Below are 6,000 nucleotides of genomic sequence, written 5' to 3'. Positions count from 1 at the left end.
AAAGGAATTAGTAATTTTACAATGAATAGATTAATAACCAACTTCTAAAAATGGTCAACTCTATTTAGGACTCCACACTATTAAAACCTTAAACCATGAACCTCAAACTTTGAACCTTAAACTAGTGACGCTTCAAAAAGGGCGGAAAAGTGCTTCTTTATTTTTTGTTTCACCTCGTCCACAGGAACTTCTTTGACTCCAAGCTCCACATTTAATGAAGTAACCGCTTTACCTTTTATTCCGCAGGGAACGATATTGTCGAAATAGCCAAGATCTGCATTCACATTAAATGCAAAACCGTGCATGGTTACCCATCGGCTGGCGCGAACGCCCATCGCACATATTTTCCTTGCAAAAGGAGTTTCGGAATCCAACCACACTCCTGTTTCCCCTTTACTGCGGCCGGCTTTTACTCCGTATTCCTCAAGCGTGAGAATTATAGTTTCTTCTAAAAGTCTGAGATATTTGTGAATATCTGAAAAGAAATTTTCAAGGTCAAGAATAGGGTATCCCACTATTTGTCCGGGGCCATGATAAGTAATATCCCCTCCCCTGTTGATCTTGTAAAAAGTGGCATTTTTTTGTTTTAATTGCTCCTCATTGATCAAAAGATGGGAGATATCTCCGCTTTTTCCAAGGGTATAAACATGGGGATGCTCTACAAAGAGAAGGTGGTTTTTTGTAGCTTCTACAGTTCCTTCTCTGCGATTGGAAATTTTTTGATCCAGAATCTCCTTAAAAAGTTGTTCCTGGTACTTCCAAATTTCTTTGTAATCCCGCAGTCCTAATTCCTGAAAATTTATGTTTTTATTCAAATCGTATATTTAGAATTGAAATATGAGCTCGAGAAGTGAGATTGGTATTACCTCTTGTTATTTAAAATGATCAAAGCTGCGATCACACCGGGAATCCATCCCAGAAGGGTAAGGATCAAAACAATTAAAATAGACCCACAGCCTCTGTCCATTACAGCCAGCGGTGGGAAAAGAATCGATAATATTACTCTCCAAAGACTCATAAGTATTGCAAAGATATCAAAATTTACCGCAACCTTCTAAACGGCCTCCTCCTCAAAAAACAATTGATTGGTAGTCCATTAGTCTGTATCTTTGCCAGTCGAAATTTGAAATTAAAAACATGCATTTATCTGAACAGGAAATCATTCGTCGTGAGAAACTTGACTCTCTGCGAAAATTAAATATTGATCCTTATCCCGCAGCTCTTTATCCCGTTGACCATACTACTTCGGAAATTAAAGCTGAATTTGAAGAAAACAAGAAGGTGGTAATCGCCGGTAGGTTAATGTCAAGAAGGATCCAGGGAAAAGCTTCATTTGCTGAAATTCAGGACTCCACCGGAAGGATTCAGGTGTATTTCAACCGTGATGAGATCTGTACCGGGGATGATAAAAGCAAGTACAACGATATTTACAAAAAACTCCTCGACATAGGAGATTTTATAGGAATTGAAGGAGAGCTTTTCAAGACGCAAGTAGGAGAAAAGACGGTAATGGTTAAAAATTTTACCCTTTTAAGCAAGTCTTTAAAACCTCTTCCGCTTCCAAAGACCGATAAGGAAGGTCACATTTTTGATGAATTCAATGATCCCGAATTACGTTACCGTCAGCGTTATGCCGATTTGGCTGTAAACCCAAAGGTAAAAGAGATCTTTATCAAAAGGACAAAGCTGTTCAATGCGATGCGTAACTTTTTTAACGACAAAGGTTACTTTGAAGTTGAAACGCCCATTTTGCAATCCATTCCGGGGGGAGCAGCTGCAAGGCCGTTTATCACGCATCACAATGCGCTGGATATTCCACTCTACCTAAGGATCGCGAACGAACTTTACTTAAAGCGTCTTATTGTAGGTGGTTTCGACGGAGTATATGAATTCTCAAAGAACTTCCGCAATGAAGGTATGGATCGTACGCATAATCCCGAGTTCACTGCCATGGAGATCTATGTAGCTTACAAAGACTACAACTGGATGATGGAGTTTACAGAGAATTTGCTGGAGCATTGTGCAATAGCCGTAAATGGCACTACAGAGGCTACCTTCGGAAAGCATCAGGTGGACTTTAAAGCTCCGTATGCCCGAATCACGATGACCGATGCCATCAAGAAATTCACCGATTTCGATATTACCGGAAAGTCTGAAAAAGAACTTTTTGAGGCTGCAAAAGGCATGGGTATAGAAGTAGATGAAACCATGGGTAAAGGAAAGCTTATCGATGAGATCTTTGGTGAGAAATGTGAAGGCAACTTTATTCAGCCAACATTTATTACAGATTATCCTAAAGAAATGAGCCCGCTTTGTAAAGAACACCGCGAAAACCCCGAATTGACCGAAAGATTTGAACTCATGGTTTGCGGTAAAGAGATCGCTAACGCCTATTCTGAGCTAAACGATCCTATCGACCAGCGAAACCGTTTTGAGGAGCAACTAACACTGTCTGAAAAAGGTGATGATGAGGCAATGTTTATTGACAATGATTTTTTACGTGCCCTGGAGTACGGAATGCCACCATCATCGGGCCTTGGTATTGGGATGGACAGGTTGATCATGTTCCTTACCAACAAGCAGTCCATTCAGGAAGTACTTTTCTTCCCGCAAATGAAGCCGGAGAAAAGAGCTGCCACTCCAAAACCTGAAGATTTTATAAAAATTGGGGTTCCTCAGGAATGGGTAGATACCGTTATGCACGAGTTTGGAACGGTTGCCAAGCTTCAGGAAAATAAGGCCACCCAGGTCCACCAGAAGCTGAATGGTCTTCGTAAAAAGAATAAACTACCCGTTGCTGCGCTGCAGCTTGACGAAGTAGAAAAGTGGTTTTAAAATACCCTTTTTGACACTATAACAGAAACGGTCTTAAAAGCCTTGATTGCGTCAACCTGATCTTGTTTCAGGTTCTGGTTTGTTTTCAACCAAAATAAGATTCTGAAATAAATTCAGAATGACGTAAGATGTACTTTTAAGACCGTTTCTTAATTTATGGCAGGGCAGCCGCAATGGTAGCGTTTACGTGCGGCACCAAAATTATAACCCAAAGTGATCTGATGAAAACCGCTGTTGCTTAATACCACATCATTAAACTGCTGTGAATAGGTGTATCCAATAAGAAAACTGCGATACTCCACGCCGGCAAAAGGAGTGACATATCTCAAATTTTCATTATTCTCTTCTACTTTGTCAAGTCCCTGCCGGTAAGATAAACCTGCCCAAACCTGGCCAAAATCAAAATTCCTGTAGCCTTTGAGGTTTGCGTCAATTGCTTTTTCACCTGTATCTTCAGCCAGTTGTAGCATAGTAGAAGGTTCCAAAAACCAGTCGTAAGAAGGAGAAAAAATATAACCGGCCGTCAAAAAGTACTTCCTTTGATTCACAGCGATATTTTCAGAATTAAATAGTTCTCTGTTAACCGGCAACAGATTTTTAGCGGCAAAATGAACATAAAGTTCCTTTTTAAAGTAGGACATTCCCACGTCCATATTGGCGTAAGCCACAGAAATCTTTTCCTGCCCCAGTACAGGATCTGGCTGAGTGAAGCCACTTTGATCGAGCCGGTGCTGGATCACACCTGCGCTTATCCCAAAACTCAACCTGTGTAACTCAAGGTCTCGGGAAGGCAGCCTCAAATGATAAGCAAAAGTTCCGTAGGCTCCCGATTTTGAAAAATTGCCATTACGGTCATTAAATATTATAGCTCCTATCCCTTCTTTGTTTCCTAGTCTCCCATTGATTGTAAGAGTTTGCATTCCAGGTGCGTCGTCTGCATCAAACCATTGCTGCCTTGCAGTGATCCGCAATTGATTTCTTCCCGCTGCTCCAGCAAGTGAAGGATGAAGAAGAAATAAATTATCTGTGAGGTAATCTGAATAGGTCGGAATAATTTCCTGGGCAGTTACAACACTTACTTCCAATAAAAATATGAGGATCATTATCCAAAAAGGGGATTCTTTGAGTATATTTTTTTTGTTTTGGCGCATCCTAACGTTTTAAAGTAAAATGTCCCTTAACAGGTTCAAAACCTTCTATTGAAAGGTGAAACCAGTAATCATCTGAGGGCAGATCTTTTCCACTAAAGGTTCCATCCCAGTAAAATCCTTCTCCTTTTCCGGAAGCCAGTATTTTTCCATAGCGGTTAAAAATTCTTATCTCTGAACTGCTGAAATATTCGATCCCTTTCAATTCAAACCTGTCATTGATTCCGTCATTATTGGGAGTGATAAATTGAGGCATCACAATATGAGGGAATTCTTCAGAAACTGTGTTGCAGCCTTCATTATCCCGTATATAAGCAGTGTAAACTCCGCCGGAAATATTTTGGAAAATATTAGATTCCTGGAAATTGTTACCGTCCAGGGAATACTGGAACTCTCCTGCATTTGCCGGTTCAATAATAACAGAAGTACCTTCGGAAGTTATATTACCAATACCTGCAATATCTACTGCATTTACTTCAAATCGCTTTGTTGAACTACAACCATTGGAATTGGTAATTATGACTGAATAATTCTGGGGTTGACCCACTGATATTTTTTGGGTGGTGGCACCGGTATTCCATAGATATGTGAAATTACCCACCCCGGCGTCAAGTTTAATTTGATTTTCTAAACAAAGTTGCCTCTCTTCATCGACAACCTCGGGTTTTGAAAAGATTTGTAGTTTCACCGGAGTTCTCGGGCCGGGATTACAATCAAACCCCGTCTTTTTAGCTTCGGCATAATACGTTCCTTCAGCAGGAGGAACAAAAGCGCTTCCCGATGCCACTTCCACCCCGCCTGTAGCACTATCATACCACCTAACCGATTCGTCACTCTCCACTACGACCTCAAGCGATGGGACCGGATCCCCTTCACAAGCATCCTGATCACCCAGACTCACCGGAGCTTCAGGAGTTTCCACTATAATTACTGCAAAAGATTCAGAAACCGAACTGCAGAGATTAGTAACCAGATTCACTGCATCTTCAGCCACTTTCACCCTGTAATATCGGGTCGAACTAATGGGAGAAGCAGAAAAATTCATTCCTGTTTCCCCCGCAATATCCTGCCAGTTCACCTCATCTACACTTTCCTGCCACTGGAAAGCGTGACTGGTATATACTGTATTATCCGGAGTTGCGGTAAGTTCAACTGTGACAGGAGCGTCAGGTTCGCAAACTTCAAGAAAGGTTTCAGAAAGATTCGGAGAACTTACTTCAGTCAGGTCGCCACAGGATCTAAAAATAATATCATCAATTGCCAGATCATTTCCGCAGCCACCAACTCCGTTATTAAACATTTTTAATATCACCTTATTCTGACCTGCCTGAGATCTGAAGGTAAGGGCTTTTTGAGTCCAGACGGGATTAACTGAGGAATAAATATCTCCGGTACTCCCTTCAGCCAGAACAATATTGCCTGTTTGATCAAGGATCTGGAATTTTACATTAATAGGAATTTCCCCATTAGGACAAATACTTCTTGAAGCATTGAAAATATTTATCAGGAAAGCAGAAAATTCATAAGTTGTGGCCTCACAAAGACCAGAAATTTCTCTTTGAAAGAACAGTCCGGCATTATTGTCATCTGCATTGACAATGAGCGCATTTCCATTGGACATGGTGGTATTAGGCAAATATGAATGCCAGCCGCCAATTTGCTGCCCAATAGTGCTCGAAATGGTATAAAAGCCATCGTAAGGATCCCCCGACACAGGAATATAGGTTGTGGTTCCTGCAGGCAAGGAGCCAGAGGAAAAATCCTCATGAAAAATTGGAACTCCTTTACTTCCCTCACAAAAACCCAGCTGGGAAAAAACATTCCCAGAAATGGCGAAAAAGATAAGGAATAAGAGGTTTTTCATCTTCCTTCAAAGGTACGGGAATGAAGATAGACTTTAACAAAACCTTAGCAGCTTCTTTTTATGATCTTTATCATGATTTTCATTCCTCTCTATTTCATTTTAAACCTTTTACTCCCTCTTCTGTCCAAGTATTAGCAAAATGCACCTCACTTT

5 protein-coding genes are annotated in these 6,000 nt (G+C 40.8%); 1 reads left to right on the top strand and 4 read right to left on the bottom strand.

Annotation, left to right across the window (positions count from 1 at the left end; all coding sequences use genetic code 11):
- Nucleotides 1–116: 116 nt before the first annotated feature.
- Nucleotides 117–815, bottom strand: a complete 699-nt coding sequence (gene lipB / locus LA313_RS13620; RefSeq protein ID WP_228915907.1) for a lipoyl(octanoyl) transferase LipB — start codon at nt 813–815, stop codon at nt 117–119.
- 47 nt (nt 816–862) lie between these two features.
- Nucleotides 863–991, bottom strand: coding sequence for a YqaE/Pmp3 family membrane protein (locus LA313_RS13615; RefSeq protein WP_228915915.1), 129 nt, complete (start codon nt 989–991; stop codon nt 863–865).
- A 146-nt stretch (nt 992–1,137) separates the two neighbouring features.
- Between LA313_RS13615 and lysS the strand changes: the two genes are divergently transcribed.
- Nucleotides 1,138–2,835 carry a lysine--tRNA ligase gene (gene lysS / locus LA313_RS13610; RefSeq protein ID WP_228915905.1) on the top strand — a complete coding sequence of 566 codons (1,698 nt, stop codon included), beginning with the start codon at nt 1,138–1,140 and terminating at the stop codon, nt 2,833–2,835.
- A 149-nt stretch (nt 2,836–2,984) separates the two neighbouring features.
- On the opposite strand, the gene LA313_RS13605 is transcribed toward lysS, so the two are convergent.
- Nucleotides 2,985–3,986, bottom strand: coding sequence for a PorP/SprF family type IX secretion system membrane protein (locus LA313_RS13605; RefSeq protein WP_228915903.1), 1,002 nt, complete (start codon nt 3,984–3,986; stop codon nt 2,985–2,987).
- A gap of 1 nt (nt 3,987) precedes the next feature.
- Entirely contained in the window at nt 3,988–5,847 is a 1,860-nt protein-coding gene (locus LA313_RS13600; RefSeq protein ID WP_228915901.1) for a T9SS type B sorting domain-containing protein, read from the bottom strand.
- Between the last annotated feature and the right edge of the window lie 153 nt (nt 5,848–6,000).

Origin of the sequence: Salinimicrobium sediminilitoris (genome assembly GCF_020866905.1) — a bacterium.
GTDB lineage: Bacteria > Bacteroidota > Bacteroidia > Flavobacteriales > Flavobacteriaceae > Salinimicrobium > Salinimicrobium sediminilitoris.
The sequence above is the reverse complement of the archived record's forward strand: the minus strand, read 5'-3'. Positions and strand labels throughout refer to the sequence as shown.